Origin of the sequence: Haliscomenobacter sp., assembly GCF_965225875.1 — a bacterium.
Taxonomy (GTDB): domain Bacteria; phylum Bacteroidota; class Bacteroidia; order Chitinophagales; family Saprospiraceae; genus Haliscomenobacter.
This window is the reverse complement of record NZ_CBDDBS010000002.1, coordinates 2,342,191-2,361,515: the sequence shown is the minus strand read 5'-3', so window position 1 is coordinate 2,361,515 and position 19,325 is coordinate 2,342,191. Positions and strand designations below refer to the sequence as shown.

The following is a 19,325-nucleotide window of genomic DNA, read 5'->3' as shown; positions in this document are numbered from 1 at the left end:
TTAATTCTTTTTATCCTTTCCTTTCCTCAGGAACTCTTTTTCGCTGCCAGCCAATAAACCAGCGGAATAAAACAAGTGGTAAAAAACGTACCAATGGTCAAGCCACCTACAATGACGTACACCAGCGTTTTTTGCAAATCGGCTCCGATGCCACTGGTGAAAAGCACTGGCACCAGCGCCAAACTGGTAGTCAGCGAAGTCATCAAAAGTGGCTTGAGGCAAATTTCACCTGCATCGTGAATGGCGCGATCCAAGGCCTGCCTACGGGGCATACCCGCCAGCTCGTATTGCGCCAAAAGTCGATTGATGGTGTCCACTTTCAGAATAGGGTCATCCACAATGATGCCCAACACGACAACAAAACCAATGGCCGCCATCACATCCAGGGCTGCCCCATTGGCATACAGCAGAAGCATGGCTCCAAAAACCCCCAGGGGCATGGTCAGCATGACTAGCAAGGGTTGCACCAGGTTTTCAAACTGTACTGCTAAAATGAAATAAAGGAGCACAATGGAAATGGCGAAAATCTGGAGCAACAGACGCAGGTTTTCCCTGGACTCAAAATAGCGCCCGCCAAAATCCAGGCTGAACCCATATTTTTTTCCCCAGGTAGCCAACTGATCTTGCACTTGTTCATAATTCAAGCCCGGGTCACTAAAATCAACCGATTTGTACTCTCCACTTTTATCGGCGGTGATGAATTTAAAATTGCTCCGGCTTTGCACCTGTACGAAGGTCTTTAAGGGGTAATATTGATTGTTTTGCCCCACAATGTTTTGTTCCAGTTTTTCCTGCCAATTGCTGGTCTCTTTGGCTTGAAATCGAATCGGCTTGACCTCGCCAAAACGTTTGATCTCGGTGATGTTGAACTGGCCAAAGAGGCGCTGCAATTGATCCCGTACACTGGCGCTGGAAATCCCATAAAACGCCATTTTATCCGCATCAATCAACAATTCAATGCCCGGTTCTTCCTGCAAGCCTGCCCCCTTTTGCCCTTTTAAGGCCAACAATTGGGGCAGCTGGGCATTGAGGGCTTCTAAAGAGCTAGCATTAAAGCGGCCATTGGCAGGTTTGATTTTGGCTTCAAAATATGGCGCATTGCTGCTGAACAATTGGGTGAAAGCATTGGGGGCATCGCGCAATTCAAAAATGCAGCGTGGATAATGCCGCTTTAGCCATTGAGCCATACGTGCATCCAGTTCTTCGCGAGCTTGTTGATTTTTACAGGCGTAATAAAAATCGGCGCGGGCAACCGCATTGTCTTCTTGCTGGAGTAAAAATTGGCGTAGCCCAATTTCCACTTCGCGTACCTGGGCAGATTTGCCCATACTTTTGTCCAATTCCCGCACCCGCCGTAGGTTCTCTTCGGCATCAATGGGCTCGTTCCAATCCAGGTGCAAGAGGGTTTCGCGGCGCTCAATGCGGGGCAGAGCGGATACTGGCGACTTCGCCAACATCCAAAAGCCCAAGCCCATGAGCAAGAGGGTGAAAGTCAGGACCACAACCTTGTGCCTGAATACCCAATGAATCATGCGGTGATAGCCCTTCGCTACCCAGCGGAAAAAGCGGGTATCCTCGCGTAATTTTTCGGGTTCGCTGCGCAAAAACAAACTGTAAAGCAGCGGTGCCAATACAAAAGCCACCAATAGCGAAACGCCCAGCGAGATGCTCAGGGCGATGGCCTGGTCGTATACCAAGGCACCCGCCAAGCCGCTCATTAGCACCAGCGGTGCATAAACGGCCACGGTGGTCAATACCTGACTGATGACGGGGGCGGTGACTTCCTGTACCCCGACCACACAGCTGTCGAGCATGCTCAACCCGCTGCGGCGCTTGCGGGTGATGTTGTCCAGCACCACGATGGAGTTGTCGATCAACATGCCGATGCCCAGTGCCAAACCCGACAAGGAGATGATGTTGAGCGAGATGCCAAAGGCCCAGAAGAACACAAAAGTAATGATCAAAGACACTGGTATGCTGATGCTCATCAGGGTAGGTGAGGCCCAATTGCCCAGAAAGAGAAAAAGCACAGCAACGGCAAGAATGCCGCCATACAACAGGTCTTGGTACAAATTGTCGATGCCCGCGTGGAGCAAAAAACTTTGATCCTGGGTCATGGCAAAACGCACCTGGGGGTAATCCTTGCGAAAAGATTCGACCACCTCCACGATGCGTGGGGTCAGTTCGTTCATTTTGGACAAGGGTTGTTTTTGCACCGTAATGACCAGCCCTTCTTGCCCATTGTAGAGGTGGTAGCCACTGGGGCGTTCGGTGATGGGTTCGACCCGGGCCAGGCGCTCCAGGGGTACGATCCCACCGGGTGTACGCACGGGCAGGCGTGCGATGTCGCTCGGGGTTTCGAGCCGATTGGCGACTTTGACGAAGTAGCGGTATTGCCCATCGCGAATGGAAAGGCTGCCCAACTCCTGATTGGCCCCCTGGATGGCGGCGCTAAGTGCCGATTCGTCGGTGTTCAAGGCGCGTAGAGCTGCTGGGTTGGGCGTCACCGCGATCAGTCCGCTACGTTTGCCATTGATGTCTACCAGGGATACCCCTTCCAACTGTTCGAGGCGTTTTTTGAGTACTTTTTCGGTTAGTTCTGCGATTTCGAGGTATGTTTCGCGACGCTGCGGAATGACCTGAACGCGCACAATAGGAATGTCGGAAGTATTGATGCGCATCACCTGCGGGCGAGGCATATCGCGGGGCAGGAAGCTACTGAGCCGATCGATTTTTTCGTTGGCCTCGATGTAAGCCAGATCCATGCGGGTTTTGAAGTCAAAAGTGAGGTAGAGCAAAGCACTGTGATTGGCACATTTGCTTTCGATGTTTTGAATGCCCTGGAGCGAGAGCAGGTTTTCACGAATGCCCTTTACCACGTTTTCTTCCAGGGTAGCAGCAGAAGTATTGGGGTAGTTGACCCGGATGAGGATTTGGGGAACGTCGATGTTGGGGAGCAGGGAAATAGGAAGCAGGCGCAAGGCGGCCAGGCCGAATACGATCAGGACGCTGAAGCAAAGGAGAACGGCGATGGGGCGTTGGACTAAATATCGGGTCATCTGTTTTGGGAATAGGGCGCAATTTAAAGTGTTTTAAATTTAATAAATTGTAAAACACCTAAGGGCTTTATACTAAAATCAATTTTCGCCATTTGATCTTCATTCAGTGTACTAATAAAATAGTCTTGATAATTAGCGATAAAATTTATGGACAATGGTTGTTTTTTAATATATTCTACGTTTTCTAAATTTTTATATCGTCCAGTTTTTTTATCAAAAAGAATATCATTGTATTTCTTGTTTTTACTCATTGTACTTAGCCAAAAAGAACTAGTGTTTTCTTGGAGATTAAAGATTCTCAAATAATTTTGAAGGTTATTCATGAGTTCGGTTGCTGAAGTCCTCTCTATTCTTTTTTTATCGTCATTTGTCAACTTATTGTCACACAAATCTACGACCAATTTGGGCAAAATTCTATTGTTCTCATCAAACCCAAACAGAGTATCATTGAACATTAAGTTTACAGTCATTTTTTTGTTATTTAAAATCAAAGGCTTAGGAGGCACCAAAAGCATCCTTTTGTTGTTGACTACATGACTTAATAACTTATATTTAAGTTTGAAATCGTATGAATAAACATGCAAGGCATTATCTGATAAAGCACTAGGAGCGAAAAAGAACCATTGTTCATTGCAATAAGCCAAGTCGCTATAAGTAAATTCAGGGGCTAAATTTATATTTTTAATGTATTCGAAGGTTTTTCCGTCATATACTTGTAAGAAACTTTTAGACATTTCTAACGTATAAACTTTTCCATTTAGAACCTCAAAATCCGATATTTGCAGTGTTCTCCCGGGTCCGTCTCCATTTTTATTTACCTGACCAATTATTTGACCATTTTTTTGGAAAGCGAATAAATTAAATTTCGAGTCTAAAACCCATAGGGTATCATTGTGTATTTTTACATCATTCAAGTCTCCCAATGTATTAAAGAAGCCCGTTTTATCGTGCAGGGCTATGTAAAAAAAAGTATCAATTATGGTATTTATTTTAGATGTGTTTTCAAAATTACAAGTCTTTAGTGTTAAAACTCCATTTTTTACAAATATAGCTTTCTTATTCAGAAACAGAATATAACATAAAAAAATCAACATTGAAATAGTGGCGAATGTTAAAAAATATCTTGACTTATTCATATAGATTCATTTAACGTATGGTTAAGCTAACCGAGTATTGTGCAATGATATTTTGAAGAAAAAGGAAGTGATTAAGTGATTTTAACCTCTTCCCTTATTTTTGTTAGATTAAACCTCACTACCCAGAAAATGGTGCAAGTATTTCTAAAAGTGCTAAAGCCCGGTAATTTTATACTGCGCTCCGCCGAGTTTTGTGCATAGAGTAGTGGCAACAGCTTAAGGAGGCTAGGAGGTGTGCATAGGCATGCACAATACTTGGCAGAGTGCAATATAACAATTCAAACAAACTGCGTATTCAACCACAAACTGATTGGACGCAAGCGCAACATGGTCCCACTTCCATCTTCACATACATGCATGAATATGGTGTTACATAGCACCTTTTTTCTACTTTTACACTGACTGTAACATATTTAAGCTGAGTCCAACTCCATACTGACCTTAATTCGGCTTTCCAAATAGTAACCTCCTTAGATTGACCCGCAATAGGCATCGCATTTTTGACAGCAGGTACTCCGCAATTACAAGAAGAGCTTCCACTAGTAGATTCTTCATATGCACTGTCATACGGATTTGTCCCGCCGTCATCGCCTGATGATGAAGTTGCTTGATGCCAAGCATCTGATGCGCCATCAGCAAATTCATTAAAGCTTTGAGAAGACAAATTGTTTGGCATCCCTCCCAGTACAAGAAGAGTTAGAACGGCTGTAATTTTAAAAATTGTCTTGATCATTTTTCATCCAATTTGCATATTCCTACTCTCTCGGCTTTTCGGAATCCGCCAAGTCCAATCTGGTGTTGAACTCTAAACAAATAAAACCGCACTTGGGGACAAAAAACGGAATGAGCGAGAAAAAATGAAATTTTTTTCAACATCACCTGGATTTTCCTTACCAATTTTCTCCCTAGCACATCATGCAAAATTTGCAAATTATTCCAAGTAATCACCTCTACCCAGCTTTAATATTATCTCGTCCTAAAATCACTAAACACGCAAAAGGGGGTGTTCTAAAATTGGTTTACGTCGCCCGGCCAGAACCACGTCTTTTTATTTATCTCTGTCATCAAACTCAGTCTGGTATGGCACTCAAAAAGCTTCCCGTTGGTTTACAAGATTTTCGGAAGATCATCGAATACGATTTCAAGTACATTGATAAAACGCGGTGCATCTACCAAATTTGTCAAAGCCCTGGAGCGTATTTCCTCTCCCGTCCTCGCCGCTTTAGCAAGTCCATCACCATTGCTACGATGCAGGAGTTGTACCTCAGGAGCAGGGAATTGTTCAAGGGGCTGTGGATTGAGGATAAATGGAACTGGGGTTTGAAGTGTCAGGCCCTTAATACTTTATGGCGTACGACAGCCCTCCGATTCTCATTAAAAGATGCCAATCTTGTCAAAGATGCTGCGGTAGCCTCTTTTCAATGTTTCAACTTTTCAACTTTCGCATCATGCGAAATCTGCAAATTATTCGAAGTAATCACCTCCATTCCAGCCTTAATCCCCTCCACAATTTCAATTTCCCGGCCATTGTCCAGCCCAGTCGTCACGTAGTTCCACTTGGCCAAGCCATCCTCATAGGTGAACACCACGGGGCGGCCTCCACGTAGTACGACCGCCGCTTTGGGTACCACCACCGCTTTCTTTTGCGGGACATTTACACTGGCTTCTACATTCATGCCGGGCAGCAAACCCGCTGGGCTCCTGATTTTTAAACGAACCTGGATCATGCCATTTGCATCCACACCAGGGTTGATCTCGCTAAGGGTAGCGGCGTAGGTTTTGGCGGGCATAGCCAGGGGCTGTACCTCCGCACTTTGCCCGATGCGCAGCAAGGGTAGGTCTGATTCCAATACCTTCACCTCCGCGTACAAATCCTGCGCAGAATGGATGCGGAACAATTCCTGCCCCGCCTTGATGTGCATGCCTGCCTGTACCTTTACATCACTGAGTACCCCGCTGACTGGCGCACGGATAGTGCTTTGTTGCTTTTCGTAGTCCAGTTCCTTGAGTTCTACTTCAATGCCCGACAGCCCGGCGGAAGCGCGTAGTTTTTTGCGTACTTCTTCGGCTTCCTGGGGGCTTTTACCCTTGAGTAGGCTTTCATAGCCGAGTAGCTGGCTTTCGTATTCTTTTTGGGCGTTGTACTGCTGGATGAGGAGTTTTTCACGGCGGAGCTCTAGAGCGGTGCTTTCGATTGTGGCAATGATTTCATCTTTTTTGATGGCCTGGTTGTTGTGGGCACGGCAAGTGAGGAGCAGGCCAGAGCGCTCGGAGAGGAGCAGTTCGGTGAAGTGGGGTTGGATACGGCCAGAGGCGTGGACGGTGTAGGCGAGGGTGGAGAAGGTGGATGGGGTGGTGGTAACACTCGTTGTGGTGCTGCCTATAGAGGCAGTGGCAGCTTTGCCTTCTTCGATTTTGGGCGAAGAAGGCTTACACTGGAGTAAGGTGCAAAGAATTAAACCGACACACGTGTATTTGATCAAACTTATGAATCGACAATAGGTCATGTTTACTTTATTTTAAGTCTCTTCAACTTTCGCATCTAATTCACAAAAAAGTAAGATACTTAAATAAATTTATGATTATTTAATAGATTTCAAAACGCCTTCTATATTTAGTGGCATTAATTCAGTTATTTTGACCATTTCATTTTCACATTGCAAAACCATGGGTCTGAACAACATTTTTTTCTTTTCAAGGAGTTTTTCATACCCATTAACTACTACGTTTTCGTTTAACAAAAAAAACTTATCAATCTCTTTTTTCATCAGTATTGCGTTCAAAAGCTTGTTGGATTTTCGATAAATCACGATTTTACAGTTTCCATTTTGCACATATTCAGAGGCCCATTTCAATGAATATTCTGAACAACTACTGCACATCACCTCATCTAATGGAACAATTAGCATGAATTTGTATTCACAAACGTCAGGAAAAAAATCAACCGCATTTTGAGCGCTAATCGAATAATCACTTTCGTTTGACTCAATAGGTTGTTTTGTGACTTGTTTACAAAAACATAATGATAACAAAAATAAGAATAGAAGGTATCTTTGCATAAGTTTATTTTTGTGTGTAGTTCATAAAATGAAGATAAAAATTATTTTCATCTTGTTCTTTCCACTCTAGAAGAATGATATTCTTTTTTGTGAAACCCCAAAAAGGGATATAAAAGCTTTCCTCTAGGTCTTGCTCCCCAATAACATTAAATTGCCCATCTAAAATCATTGCTGAAGCTTGTTTCTTCCATTTTTTATTAATAAAATCATCTTCGCTGATTTTTTTCATTAATATCCTTATGTAATTATCTCTAAATTTATCGTAAAATATAAAGTCGTAAGAATTGTTAGTTAAGTAAAATTTAGTTCTTTCCAAAAAAGAAGTTTCCATTTTTTTTGTACCTTCTAGAAAGGTACTTTGCTCATATCGAGAATAACACTCAAGCCGATCAATAGCATCTCCATTTAGGTTAAACTGATAAACATTACTTGAGATGGGATACGTTACTGATAGTAAATCTGATTTAGAATTAAAACAAAAACCTCCTATTAAAAAGTTGGGCGCATAGTTTTCTTTTGAATACTGCTCCGGCAACTGGCAGACGAACCGTTTACTTGAGTTCTGAAGATTAAGCTCTAATATTACAGGAAAATATTCAAAATTACTAATAGTAAAAGGATCTAAATCTGGGGCAACTTCCATGTACATCTTACCATTTTGAATGAAAGGTAAAGATGTTAAATTAAAGAAAGATATTGCAGATGGATCAAGGCTTTCCAATGAATAAGAATTCTTTTTAATTCCTAATGAATCAAGCAGGAAAATTTTATAGTTGTCTGAAACAAATATAGAGTCGAGCCGATGTAAAAAAACTCCGCCTTTACACTCTCCTATTCCATTCGGGCCGTCTTTAAATAATTTTATTTTTTTCACTAATTTCAATGATTCCAAATCATATAAATACAACTGATAAGAATGGCTATTAAAGAAGGTAAAATACTCACCGTTTGAGTCTGTAACAATTTGAGGGCTCGACATGGTTTGAAAACTGGTGTATTCATCTGCTCGAATTTTTTCAATTTTGACAGGCTTAAGCGTGTAATTATAGCTATAACTCACTGCACTACGATCTTCTTTACCACAAGAAAAAAATGCAGTTGATGCAATTATGCAACTCAACAGAAAATATGGTTTGCTCGCAATTGACATTTTGAAGAAAATCAAAGTTGTTACGAAAATCCAAGTACCTAAATTGCTTAGGTACCTGGAAGAAGCTTTTGCAAATTTTACAGGAAAAGAATTACAAGAGACATGATCGATTGTTACTTGCAATCTTTAATACCTGCACATTCTGAACCGGAATTCTTACACGATGTCTCACATTTACAACTGTTGTAAACGCACAGTTTATCCTTACAGCCACACCCACCATCACCAGCGTCTTCATCAACATAAGCATTTAAAGTAAAAAAAGAACTTCCTGCTAACACTAGCATTAAAAAAAACTTTTTCATGATATTTGAATTTAGTTAAGTAATCGAAATCTTAGATTCCAATAGAAACGAACTTCTTAGCATTTTGCAAGCTGATGAAGTTCAGCTTGTTTCTTCTATAAGTCTATACAAATAAAAAATCCTTCGGGGACAAAAAACGGAATAATCAAGAAAATTCAAACTTTCTCTTCTTTCTCCATTCCCCTCACCTCATACCTATTCGCCAGCCGGCAGTATTCAATATTCCAGCCCTCATATTTCCTGATTTCCGCGATCCATCTTTTCATCGTCCGGGTGGATACATCAAAAGCATCCGCCAGTTCTTTCAAGCTTCCCCCGCGCCCTTTGCGCAGCCACTCCTTCAGCCTTTCCAGGCATTGGTGTTTTTCTACAAAAGTCATACACTATGGTGTGTTTTATTGGAAAAAATAGGAATAACCAGTTTGGGGTTTGGGGAATGACGAATTTCTCGAATGACGAATGACGAATTTGGTGCGTTGCCTCCCCATTTGTCATTCGGAAAATTCGTCATTCGAACCACTTGTCATTCGATCAGAATATAAGCTCGTCGTTTTCTGCAAAACTCAATCTCATGTCCCAGGCTCTGTAGTCGTTCAATGTCGCGGGTCAGCGTCGTTCGGGGTACCTGCAGGGATGCAAGCAATTCATCAATACATACTTCTTTGTGTTGCTGTAAACAGTCCAGCAAGGTGTTTAATCGATAGAGCGTTTCTTGATACTTCATACTGTATTTAATTTATGGTTTATAGTTGAAAAGTTGAAGGGTTGAAGGGTTGAAGAGAGGCTGCCGCAGCGTTTTTGACCAAGCCCTTGTCTAAGTCGCTGCGGCAGCTTCTTTTCAACTCTTCAACTCTTCAACCCTTCAACTCTTCAACTCCTTTCCCAAAGCATTACCGGCAATACCCAAAAGACCACCAGCAATGAAAACACCAGCCCTCCAGCCGAGCCCACCGCCAGTGCAAACCAAAACACCTCAGTATCGCCCTCCAGCATAAAGGGGATCAAGCCACAGATGGTCGAAACCACCGTCAGCAAGATGGTGCGGGCGCGGCGCAGCGTTGCCTTGAGCAAAGTCCGATTGGCGTGGCGAGTTTGCAGCAGCAAATGGCGGTGGTCACTGATGATGAAAATAGCAGCATTGACCACCATCCCACCCAGCAGTACAATGGCTGCATAGCCGCCCTGGTCAAAGTAAAAATCTCCCCAGGCGAAGATGAGAAAGAGGCCAATCAGCGAAAGTGGGATCACCAGCACGACGGCCAGTGGTAGCCGCAGGCTCTCGAACAATACTGCACAAATGATGTAATTGCTGAGCAACAGCAGCAGGATCAAGCCATACTGGCGACGCGTTTTTTGGGTATCCCAGCGGTAACTTTCTTCCTTTACTTCATAACCTGCGGGCAGGCGGGGGCGCAGGGTTTGTAGTTGTTCATCCAGGTGTTTGCTGCCAAAAGTGGGGGAGCCCACATAATCAAAACTCAGTAGCCGCACGTAGCGCCGATCTTCGCGGTGAATGGAAGGCGAGCCTTTTTCCCAACTCAACTCTGCCAAACTTTGCAAGCTCAAGCGGCGGCTGGTATCCAGGCTCAGCGGATTGCGCAACAAGGCATCAATTGAAAAGTCCTCGGCCTTTTTGGCGCTGAGGAATACGGGGATGAGTTGGGAGTTGTTTTGTTCCTCCCTGGGGGCATTGCCAATGTTTAAGGGGATTTCGAGGCTTGCTCGATTGGGCAGGGTTTGTTCCCGTAAGGCGCTACTCAACTCACTGCGTAAAGCCCCAGCCTGCGCCAGTCGGGCAGCATCCAGTTTGAGGTGATAGGCGTAGGTTGCTTTTTCCTCCCAACTCAGCAGGGCATCGGTATTGACCTTTTGCACCCGGGGGTGTTGCTCCAATAAGGTTTTGAGGTTTTGGGCCTGGCGTTCCAGTTCATCGTAATTGTAGCCCAGCATTTTGACGCGGAAACTGGGTGTTCCTTCTCCCGAGGCATTGGAAAAGCCCTGCCCTACACCATATACACTCCATTGTACCCCACTCCAATCCAGGGAGCGGGCCACCAGGCGGGATTTGAGTTGAAAAGGTAAGGCTCCTGTTTCATAAGCCTTTTCAAAAGTGATTTCAATGCTGCCATACTCGCCGGAGTAGACATTGGTCACGTATTTTTCGACCCCTTTTACACCGGCCAGATAGTCTTCCATGCGCCGCAGCAAATAATCCATTTGCGCAGGCGTATTGCCATGGGGTAGCTCTGCGGTGATGTACAGGCGGGTACGTTCGGGGTCGCGGTAGCTGTAGCGCTCATATACATCGCGTACAAAGAGGCGCAAGGCACCACCCAGCAGGCGGTCTACCCAAGGGCGAATGTCTTCCTGGTAGCGGTCGCTGCCGATGCTTTGGTTGTACCAGGCTTGCCCTTCCCATTTGCTGGGCAGCAGGAATACGGGTAGGCCAAAGGCGAGTAGCCAGAGGGTAAGAAAGGCGGGGCGGTAGCGGGCGCAGAATGCAATCAGGCGGTAATATCCTCGAAAAAACGCCACGGTGCTGCGTCCCTGGCGGGTGCTTGAACGATGTTCGTTTTTAGCGCGAGGTCGTGCGGAGTTGAAGACCCTAAAGGGGAGTACATTTTCGTGTTTCCCGGCATTTTCTGTTTTGTCAACAAAGGACTCAACCTCAGACTTACCTCCAATGTACTCCCCTTTAGGGGTCGGGGGTTGGTCAGCCCCAGCACTATCTTGCGCCAAAAGCTCCGCTTTTTGTTGGGGAGGCTTTGGGTGTTGGGCGCCCGCAATGCGCGCGTCAACGAGTTCGTGCATCCCCGGAATAAATCCAAATGCAACAACCAGCGAAGTCCCCAGCGCCAAACAAATCACCACACAAAAATCACTCAAATTCTGCCGCTCCTCCGCAGGCAACAAAAACACCAACAACAGCGCGGCAGCAGTAGTGAAGGTAGCCCCCAAAAGTGGGATGATCACCCCGTGCTGTTGCTCCTGGCGGTAGTAGTCCAGCATCACAATAGCATTGTCGATCATGATGCCAAAGGCGATGGCCAGGCCAGCCAGGGTGTACAGGTGCACCTCCACCCCGAGCAGCCATACCGCCAAAATGGTCAGAGCCAGATTGATCAATAAAGCGCTCAACAAAATGAGCAAATGCCGCCAATTGCAGTAAGCCAGGAGGATGAACAGGGATAAAATCGCCATCGAAAGGGCGGTGCGGCGATATGTTTTGCTCAGTTCTTTGGCCAGGTATTCGGTATTGTCGTAATCGAGGCGAACCCGATAGCCAGCGGGTAAGTTTTGGGCGATCTTGGGAATGTATATTTTGAGGGTTTGGGCCAGCACAATGCTGTTTTCGGCACTGCGAGCATAGAGGCTCAAGTTGACCGAATTTTTGCCATTGATCCGGAAATACTGTTGAGGTTCTTGTTCTTCAAGGTAGATTTCGGCTACTGCTTTTAAGGGGATATTGGCTCTATTTTTTCCAGCCAAATGAATTGTTTCTACTTGGTCGAGGCCAAAAGTTTGGCCGCCTTTTGAGGCCAATCGCAGCGCCAAAAAATATTCTCCGCCTTGTTCCGTGCGCACTGCCCCGGGATAAGCAATCGCAAAATGATCTTGTAAGGCGTTTTCTATTTGTTGGGGGCTAAGCCCGTAGGCCCGCAGGCGCTCGGGGAAAAAGTTGATGCGCAACTGGATGTCTTCCGTACCCGAAATTTGGACTTCCCGCAGGCCATTCACTTCAGCCAGAGCTTTGCGAAAGGTTTCTTCGGCTATTTTTTTGATCTGGAAGGCCGCAGCCGGGCCTTCAATGGTGTACACCAGTAGGGGGCTTTGGCGAATGGCGGCGTTTTCTCCACCTCCACTGCGTTGTACTTCGGGGTAGGATACGCCAGTGGGCAGGCTGGGAAATACCTGCCGGATCAGGGCATTGAGTTCAAATTGTTTGAGCTCCATGTCGACTTTGCGGTCGAAAAGTAGGGTGATGCGCCCCTGGTTGTAACTGGATACGGATTGAATGGACTTGAGCTCGCTCAACTGGGCCAGAATGCCCTCCAATACCGAGGTAGCTTGTTGCTCTACTACCTCCGGGGTGGAGTTGGTTACCGCAAATGAAACGATGAACTGCGTAGCATGATCCTTGGGTAAGAGATCAACTTGCAGGCGAGGGAGGGCCACCATGCACAAACTGGCAATGGCAACGAACAGTAGTACAATGCGTATTGGGGATAGGGGCCCCATGGGAACTTAGGATTACTGCTATTTAGTTGAAGGGTTAAAGAGTTGAAGGGTTGAAAAGTAGCTGCCGCAGCGACTTACACTTCGACTTCGCTCAGTGATCGCCTTGTCAAAAACACTGCGGCAGCTACTTTTCAACTCTTCAACCTTTCAACTTTTCAACTGAAAGCGAGGGTTTTGAGAAATTAATTCATATGAAAAGGAAGTAAGTAGTGGAGGTTTAGCAGATTGTTACCAATAGAACAACAATATAGTGCACATATTGTAAAAAAAACAAGCTGGTCTGCAAAAATTAACATTTGTAGTCAAAGTTTGCTTCCTGTGCTCAAGTCATACAAGGTCAATTTGCGCAAGGCAAAATACGCTTCCCAAAAAGAGCGCAGCGCGGCAAAATAGGTTCGTCGCGCTTCGTCTTTTTCTACCAGGGCCACGTTCAGGTCGGTTACCGACAATTTGCCCAGGCGGTATTGCTCCAGGGCGAGTTGGTAGCGTTCGGCACCAATGGCATCGGTGCGTTCACCAATGCTGATGCTGGCCCGCAGCAGGTCGAGGTTGTTGATGATGGTGGAGATTTCCTTGCGCAGGTTCAGTTCTTCTTGGGCGATGGTGTATTCTACCACTTTTTGGTTGGCCTCGGCGATGCCCCGTTGGGCTTTGTTGCGCCCCCAATCCATAATTGGCACATTGACCCCGATGCTAAAGCGTTGTTGGTTCAGAAGAGGATTGAAGGCTTCGTTGAGTTGGGCTCCGGCACCATTGAAGCCCAGGGAGGCGGTAAGGTTCACCTGGTTGCGGCTGGTGCGGGCCTCGTTGAGATCCCGCTCTGCCTCCAGGCGGCGGCGTTCAAAGGAGATGTACTCGGGGCGGTTTTCTTTGGCCTCGCGAAAAGCAGTTTCTTCGTCCATACTTTGAATAGGCAATTGGTCGGGCGTAAGCAGGTTGAGGGCGTCTTCTTCTTGTAGCCCCAGTTGTACTTTGAGGTTGAGCAGCCCGGTGCGCAAGTCGGCGGCGGCTTTTTTTTGTGCCTGGGACGCGCGCAGGATTTGTAACTCGATTTGCAGGATTTTTTCCCGCGAGGTGGTGCCGAGCAGTATCCGTTTTTCTTCAATTTCTTTGATCAAGCTGTTGTTGCTCAAATTGGCTTCGGCAATGCGCAAATCTTGTTGTGCATCAATTACCTCAAAAAACAGGCGGATGGTTTGAATGGCAATTTCCTCCATCCTGAATTTATAATCCTTTTGGGATTCTTGCAGCTTGAGTGGCTCGATTTTGCGCTCCCACTTGAAGGCATTGAACCCAAATAAAGGTTGATCAAGCCGAACATTGAGCGGTGTGGCATTGTAGGCCCGCAGGTTGTCGCTGAAGTCATCAAAACGGGTAAAATCGGTATTGAAGGATACGCGCCCACCAGTAAGTGGAATGTTTTGGGTGAGGCTAAAACCTAAATAACTGTTGTTTTGGCGGACTGGAATGAACTTGATTTCCCCGTCGGGTTGGCGCACGTCCAAATAGCTGCGGCTATAGGTTGGTAAACCCGCCAGAAAGCTGAGTTGAGGGCGATAATTGGCTAGGTAGGTTTGGTACAAAAAGAAGCGGTTTTCCCGGATGTTTTCGGCTAGTTTGGCCTCAATGGATTGGGCTTGCGCAATGCTGATGGCTTCATTGAGGCTGAGGCTGCGTTGGGCCCACAAGCAAGAGCTTTGCCAGAGGAGCAGGGCCAGCAAAAGGAATTTTTTGGAGGTCATCCGATCATTTAATTTTTCCGAGCAACAAGATGCGGAAAATTAAGGTCTGTCGGGGACAAAAAATGGAATATGCGACAAAATTGAAGTTTAGAACCTGTTTCTTAAAGCTTGATTTTTTTAAGCCGATCCAATTCCCGCTTGTTGTCTTTTTCCCGAATGGAGTCCCGCTTGTCGTAAGATTTTTTACCCTGAGCCAGGGCAATTTCCACTTTTACAAAACCTCTTTCACTCAAATACACGCGGTAAGGCACAATGGTGTAACCTTTTTCACTCGATTTGCGCTCCAGTTTGCGCAATTCCTGGCGGCGCAAGAGCAGTTTGCGCAAGCGACGGGGGACGTGGTTGGAATAAGTGCCGTTTTCGTACTCGGCGATGTATAAATTGTGGATGTACAACTCACCTTTATCAAACACACAATAGGCGTCGCTCAGGTTGAGGTGCCCAGCCCGGTAGGATTTAATTTCGGTCCCCATCAAGGCAATTCCTGCCTCGAAGCGACTTTCAAAATGGTATTCAAAGGTTGCCCGGCGATTCACAATTTCCGGAGCGGCTTTCTTTTTCATTGTTCTCCAAACTTTTGGGCCAGCGAGCGCAAGAATGCGCTCGCTGGCTGCAAATATAACCTGTCAGGTACTGGAAAGTTCCATTCTAACATACTACAAGGCATTTTTATTTTTTTGCCACAAAGGCCCAAAGGCACTAAGCGAAAACTTGCAGATTAACCACTTTGTGTCTTCGTGTCTTTGTGGCGCAAAAAAAACGTCCAACAGTATGCCCTTCTTCTGTATTATTGTTTGATTTGCGGTGGCTGCTGCTGCGTGGTTCTCGGCTTGATCGGTTGCTGGCGGTATTTGGTCAAATCCCGGTCCAGTGCCTCACGAGCATAAGCACCATTGGGTTTTTGCTCCGGTCCTTTCAGTTTATCGTCCAGAAATTGCGTCATTTTGGTGTACAAGTGAAAGCGGGTATTGCCGCCATAAATGCCATGGTTGCGGTTGGGGTAAAAATAGGTGTCGTACTGTTTGTCGGCATCTACCAGGGCATTGACCAGTTCGGCGGTGTGTTGAAAATGAACATTGTCGTCGCCCATTCCGTGTACCAGCAGGTATTCTCCGTTCAGTTGGTCCACAAAGTTGATCGGAGAATTGTCTTTATACCCATTGGGGTTTTCTTGGACGGTGCGCATGTAGCGCTCGGTGTAGATGTTGTCGTACCATTTCCAGTTGGTCACCGGCGCCACTGCAATGGCGGCTTTGAAAGTACCCGCGCCTTTGAACAAACAAAGCGAAGACATGTAGCCACCATAACTCCAGCCAAAAATGCCAATCTTACCCTGGTCTACATACCTCAAATTGCCCAGGTATTTGGCGGCGTCGATTTGGTCTTCTGTTTCGTATTTGCCCAATTGCAGGTAGGTCATTTTTTTAAATTCTTCACCGCGGCCACCCGTACCACGATTGTCTACACAAGCAACGATGTATCCTTTTTGGGCCAATAGTTGGAACCACCAGTAATTCTGGCCACGCCAACTGTCTTTCACCTCTTGGCTGCCGGGACCGCCGTAGAGGAACATCAGAACGGGGTGTTTTTTAGTTGGGTCAAAATTGGCAGGTTTGATCATCCAGCCATTGAGGTCTACACCTGCGCGAGATTTGAAGGCAAAAAACTCTACGGGTTGTACGTTGTACTCCTTTTGCAGGTTTTTGACAAAAACATTGTCCTCAATAACCCGAACCTTGATGCCTTTTTGGTCAAAAACGGTGTAGGTACTTGGTGAATTGGCCGTGGAATGATCGATCACATAATAGGAAAACGTAGGACTAAATTGAGCCTCGGCCCAGCCTTTTTCAGCAAACAGCGCCTTTTTGTTTTTGCCGTCCAATCCAATTTGGTACACCTGCCGCTCCAGTGCCGAGTTTTCAGCTGCCTGGTAATACAGGGTCCCCGTTTTTTCATCCACCCCATAATAACTGCTCACTTCCCATTTGCCGCTGGTGATTTGACGCACCATATTGCCGCTAAGGTCGTAAAGGTAGAGGTGATTCCAGCCATCCATTTCGCTGGTCCAGATGAAGTGTTTGCCATCCTGCAAAAAACTGAGGTTGTCGTGGATGTCCACGTAGTATTTGCTGTCTTCTTGCAGGATGAGTTGGGTTTTGCCCGTGGTGGCATCCGCAAATACCAGGTCCAGTTGGTTTTGGTGGCGGTTCAGCAAAAAGATACTGAGTTTGTTGGGGTCATTGGTCCATTTGATGCGGGGGATGTATTCGGTGGCAGGGTCGGTTTCGGTTTTTACGGTCCGGCCTGTGCTCAGATTGTAAATGTGGATGCCAACTTTCGAGTTTTTTTCGCCAACTTTAGGATACTTAAAGGTCACGTAATCGGGATACATGCCCGCTTCAAAATTGGTCAAGGTAAATTGGGGCACCTCTTGCTCGTCGAAGCGGAAAAAGGCAATGCTGCTGCCGTCGGGCGACCAGGCGAAACCTTTATCCATCGAAAATTCTTCCTCGTATACCCAGTCCGTAGCGCCATTGATGATGGCGTTAAGGGCACCATCCTTAGTGATTTGGGTGGTTTTACCCGAAGTCAAGTCCTTGTAATACAGGTTGTTTTTGTACACAAAAGCCACCTTGTCCGCTTTGGGAGAAAAACTGGCGTACATGACTTTTCCTTCAGCAAATAAAGGAGTCAACTGTTTTTGACTGCGGTCGTACACATAAAAGGTAGCCCTGCTGGAGTGCCGATAAATCGGTTCAATGCCAGTAGCCAGCAGGATTTTGCTTTCGTCGGCACTAAACTGGTATTCTTCAATTTGGACGTTGTTGCTCAAGGTGGCCGGATCGAGAATGGTAGCGGTGGCCGCCCCGGTGGTCAGATCCAATTGCACAATTTTGTTGCGGTCCAATTTAGTGTAATGGCGACCGTCATTCTGAAAAGTAAAGCCGGGTACACTACGCGTAGAGAACGTGTATTTTTTCCAAATATCTTCCAGAGTAATGGCCTTTTGAGCCTGTAGTGTGAGTAAGGACAAACAGCTCAGGGTGACAAACAGTAAATGCTTGAACATTTTTTTCGTGTTTTGTTGTAATAAATTACTGGTGGTGCAAAACTAACTCAGTAACTTATTCAAACGCTCCTGGATTTGTTGAAATTGCTGCTTTTTCTGGACAATCGAGGGTTCTGCCGCGCGTTCGACACAATTTTCGAGTGGACAGCGCTCGCAAGTGGTATGTACTTCACGACTAGGGATGTTTGGATCGTTCAAAAACTGCACTTTAGCGCGCAGTTCATCATCGATCAGTAAACCAATGGTCACACTCACATTTTTATTGGGTGAAGGATAGGAGGGACGTGCAACCGTAATGCACAAGTATTTGTCGGAGGTATTGAGGTAGTGTGAAATTTGAGGCCGGATCAACAACTCACTGGGTTTGCCCACTGATTTGAGTTGCGCCAGTTCTTGCAACAAGTCAATGGATACCCAACGCCGACAATAGTGTTCATAAATGCCATTGCCATGCGGATGGTGTTTGTGATTGAGGTGCAGCTCTTTGTCGACGTCGAAACTGTTTTGAGTGGGATCGTGTACAAAGCGCAAAAAGAACAATTTGCGAATGCCAAAAAAGCCTGGCAGCAAATTGGTCAAGCGATGGTAAAACATCTCTGGCGTCGCATCGTACTTGCGCATGATGTCCTGGAAAGCTTCACTATCCCATGTTTTACGCTGGAAAAACAACTCCAAGTCCTGTACGATGGCTTTGAGTGGCAGGTGCAGCGCTACGGAAAAATAAATGGCCTGCGAGTGATTCAATACCTCCTCGAAGGTACGACCCCGCAAAATGGAAGAAGTATAGGCCCGTTCCTTGATGTTGAGAAATTGGAAGCCCAATTCTTTGCCGTACTCAAAAGTCCGCTGAATGGGTGAAAGTTTACTACTCAGGAGCAATTCCTTGCGCTTGGGGATAAACAGCGAGCGCAAATGCTGCAACTCGGGATAACGGTCCAGACCGTTTTCGTGGATGATGTAGTCGTATTTTTCTTCCAGGATATTGCGCAGCTTTTCGCCGGTCAAAGGACGTTTGGCGGGTATCTGGAACTCCAATAGAAACTGATCGGCCGCTTTTTCGAGTCCGTCAAAGTAGTTGTTGTTCAGTTCCAGGTAAGAGCGCAGGGCACTGAAATAAAAATGCTCCTGCCGCAAGGCGTAATTGCGCGACAACTCGAGCAAGGTGGAAATAAATGCCCCTACCCGCGAAGGAGCACCAGCAATGATTTCGACTACTTTAGCCAAATCGATGCCGAAACGCTCCAAAGGGAGTTCGTTTAAAAAATTGGATTGCAGCAAATCGTGGACGGGTGCTAAACTTTCATCTACGTCAAATGAGGTCAAATCCTGGGGGGCCACGTTTAAGGCTTTGGCCAGGGTTTGGATTTTTTCTCCTTTGGGGTATTTTTTCCCCTTTTCAATTTCGTTGAGGTATGACACCGACATCCCTGCCTTCTCCGATAAATCTGCGAAAGATAGGTTCAAATGCTGTCGAAGTTGTTTTACCTTCAAGCCGAAAAGAATCCGTTCGTTTTGTGCTTTTGTACTCATACCGGGTTAAAAATAGTTTTTTCCAGCGAATATTC

At 46.0% G+C, this 19,325-nt stretch carries 14 protein-coding genes and 1 pseudogene; 1 reads left to right on the top strand and 14 read right to left on the bottom strand.

Annotated features, from left to right (window positions below; translation table 11 throughout):
* Positions 1-26 precede the first annotated feature (26 nt).
* The 3 genes from ACO08K_RS12130 to ACO08K_RS12120 all read right to left on the bottom strand — a co-directional run bounded on the left by ACO08K_RS12130 (position 27) and on the right by ACO08K_RS12120 (position 4,928).
* Positions 27-3,059 carry an efflux RND transporter permease subunit gene (locus ACO08K_RS12130; protein WP_421796662.1) on the bottom strand — a complete coding sequence of 1,011 codons (3,033 nt, stop codon included), beginning with the start codon at positions 3,057-3,059 and terminating at the stop codon, positions 27-29.
* A gap of 23 nt (positions 3,060-3,082) precedes the next feature.
* Positions 3,083-4,195 carry a 6-bladed beta-propeller gene (locus ACO08K_RS12125; protein ID WP_421796661.1) on the bottom strand — a complete coding sequence of 371 codons (1,113 nt, stop codon included), beginning with the start codon at positions 4,193-4,195 and terminating at the stop codon, positions 3,083-3,085.
* A gap of 295 nt (positions 4,196-4,490) precedes the next feature.
* Positions 4,491-4,928 carry a hypothetical protein gene (locus ACO08K_RS12120; protein WP_421796660.1) on the bottom strand — a complete coding sequence of 146 codons (438 nt, stop codon included), beginning with the start codon at positions 4,926-4,928 and terminating at the stop codon, positions 4,491-4,493.
* A gap of 182 nt (positions 4,929-5,110) precedes the next feature.
* Between ACO08K_RS12120 and ACO08K_RS12115 the strand changes: the two are divergent.
* Positions 5,111-5,497: pseudogene (locus ACO08K_RS12115) on the top strand (AAA family ATPase); the annotation flags it as partial.
* A 116-nt stretch (positions 5,498-5,613) separates the two neighbouring features.
* Here ACO08K_RS12115 and ACO08K_RS12110 read toward each other — a convergent pair.
* The 11 genes from ACO08K_RS12110 to ACO08K_RS12060 form a co-directional block, all read right to left on the bottom strand.
* On the bottom strand, positions 5,614-6,702 hold the full coding sequence (locus tag ACO08K_RS12110) for an efflux RND transporter periplasmic adaptor subunit (protein WP_421796659.1): 1,089 nt from the start codon (positions 6,700-6,702) through the stop codon (positions 5,614-5,616).
* 75 nt (positions 6,703-6,777) lie between these two features.
* Positions 6,778-7,254 carry a hypothetical protein gene (locus ACO08K_RS12105; RefSeq protein WP_421796658.1) on the bottom strand — a complete coding sequence of 159 codons (477 nt, stop codon included), beginning with the start codon at positions 7,252-7,254 and terminating at the stop codon, positions 6,778-6,780.
* Between the two features lie 4 nt (positions 7,255-7,258).
* Complete coding sequence (locus ACO08K_RS12100) at positions 7,259-8,404, bottom strand: DUF4221 family protein (protein ID WP_421796657.1); 1,146 nt, start codon at positions 8,402-8,404, stop codon at positions 7,259-7,261.
* A 113-nt stretch (positions 8,405-8,517) separates the two neighbouring features.
* The gene (locus tag ACO08K_RS12095) at positions 8,518-8,709 is read right to left on the bottom strand and encodes a hypothetical protein (RefSeq protein WP_421796656.1); all 192 of its coding nucleotides are present in this window, start codon (positions 8,707-8,709) and stop codon (positions 8,518-8,520) included.
* A 155-nt stretch (positions 8,710-8,864) separates the two neighbouring features.
* Positions 8,865-9,089 (bottom strand): hypothetical protein, encoded by a 225-nt coding sequence (locus ACO08K_RS12090; RefSeq protein WP_421796655.1) that lies wholly within the window; start codon positions 9,087-9,089, stop codon positions 8,865-8,867.
* 143 nt (positions 9,090-9,232) lie between these two features.
* On the bottom strand, positions 9,233-9,433 hold the full coding sequence (locus ACO08K_RS12085; protein WP_421796654.1) for an HTH domain-containing protein: 201 nt from the start codon (positions 9,431-9,433) through the stop codon (positions 9,233-9,235).
* Positions 9,434-9,579: 146 nt separating this feature from the next.
* Positions 9,580-12,948, bottom strand: a complete 3,369-nt coding sequence (locus ACO08K_RS12080) for an efflux RND transporter permease subunit (protein WP_421796653.1) — start codon at positions 12,946-12,948, stop codon at positions 9,580-9,582.
* Between the two features lie 302 nt (positions 12,949-13,250).
* Entirely contained in the window at positions 13,251-14,690 is a 1,440-nt protein-coding gene (locus ACO08K_RS12075; RefSeq protein WP_421796652.1) for a TolC family protein, read from the bottom strand.
* Positions 14,691-14,791: 101 nt separating this feature from the next.
* On the bottom strand, positions 14,792-15,253 hold the full coding sequence (gene smpB / locus ACO08K_RS12070; RefSeq protein WP_421796651.1) for an SsrA-binding protein SmpB: 462 nt from the start codon (positions 15,251-15,253) through the stop codon (positions 14,792-14,794).
* A gap of 224 nt (positions 15,254-15,477) precedes the next feature.
* Positions 15,478-17,760, bottom strand: coding sequence for a S9 family peptidase (locus ACO08K_RS12065; protein ID WP_421796650.1), 2,283 nt, complete (start codon positions 17,758-17,760; stop codon positions 15,478-15,480).
* A 42-nt stretch (positions 17,761-17,802) separates the two neighbouring features.
* The gene (locus ACO08K_RS12060) at positions 17,803-19,290 is read right to left on the bottom strand and encodes a helix-turn-helix domain-containing protein (RefSeq protein ID WP_421796649.1); all 1,488 of its coding nucleotides are present in this window, start codon (positions 19,288-19,290) and stop codon (positions 17,803-17,805) included.
* Positions 19,291-19,325 lie beyond the last annotated feature (35 nt).